Source organism: Neisseria dentiae (assembly GCF_024580525.1).
In the GTDB taxonomy this organism is placed as follows: Bacteria; Pseudomonadota; Gammaproteobacteria; order Burkholderiales; family Neisseriaceae; genus Neisseria; species Neisseria dentiae_A.
This window is the reverse complement of record NZ_JANIKQ010000069.1, coordinates 1-444: the sequence shown is the minus strand read 5'-3', so window position 1 is coordinate 444 and position 444 is coordinate 1. Positions and strand designations below refer to the sequence as shown.

Genomic DNA, 444 nt, shown 5'->3' with positions numbered 1-444 from the left:
TGCCTACGGTTAAGCTGCCTGCTTTGAGGCCGTCTGAAGCCAGGGCTACATCGTTGCCGACTTTGACGCCGTCTTTGTTCAGCACGGTACCGCCTGCGGTTACGCTGTCGAAGTTGACGTTTTTGGCCGTTGCCACGGTGTAAGTGGTGCTGCCGTCGTCGTTCTGTTTTTCAGACACTTCGATGTTGCTGCCTGCTGCCACTTTGTTGGCAGATGCGGCGGCGGCGGCTTTCAGTTGGGCTACGTTAACGGCGTCTTTGTCGTCGATACCGGCTTCCAGTCCGCTGATTTTGCCGTTGCTGCCTACGGTTAAGTCACCTGCTTTGAGGCCGTCTGAAGCCAGGGCTACATCGTTGCCGACTTTGACGCCGTCTTTGTTCAGCACGGTACCGCCTGCGGTTACGCTGTCGAAGTTGACGTTTTTGGCGGTGGCCACGGTGTAGG

At 57.2% G+C, this 444-nt stretch carries 1 pseudogene; it reads right to left on the bottom strand.

Features of this window, described 5'->3' with window-relative positions:
• A pseudogene (locus NQ012_RS12900) lies at positions 1-444 on the bottom strand (hypothetical protein); the annotation flags it as partial.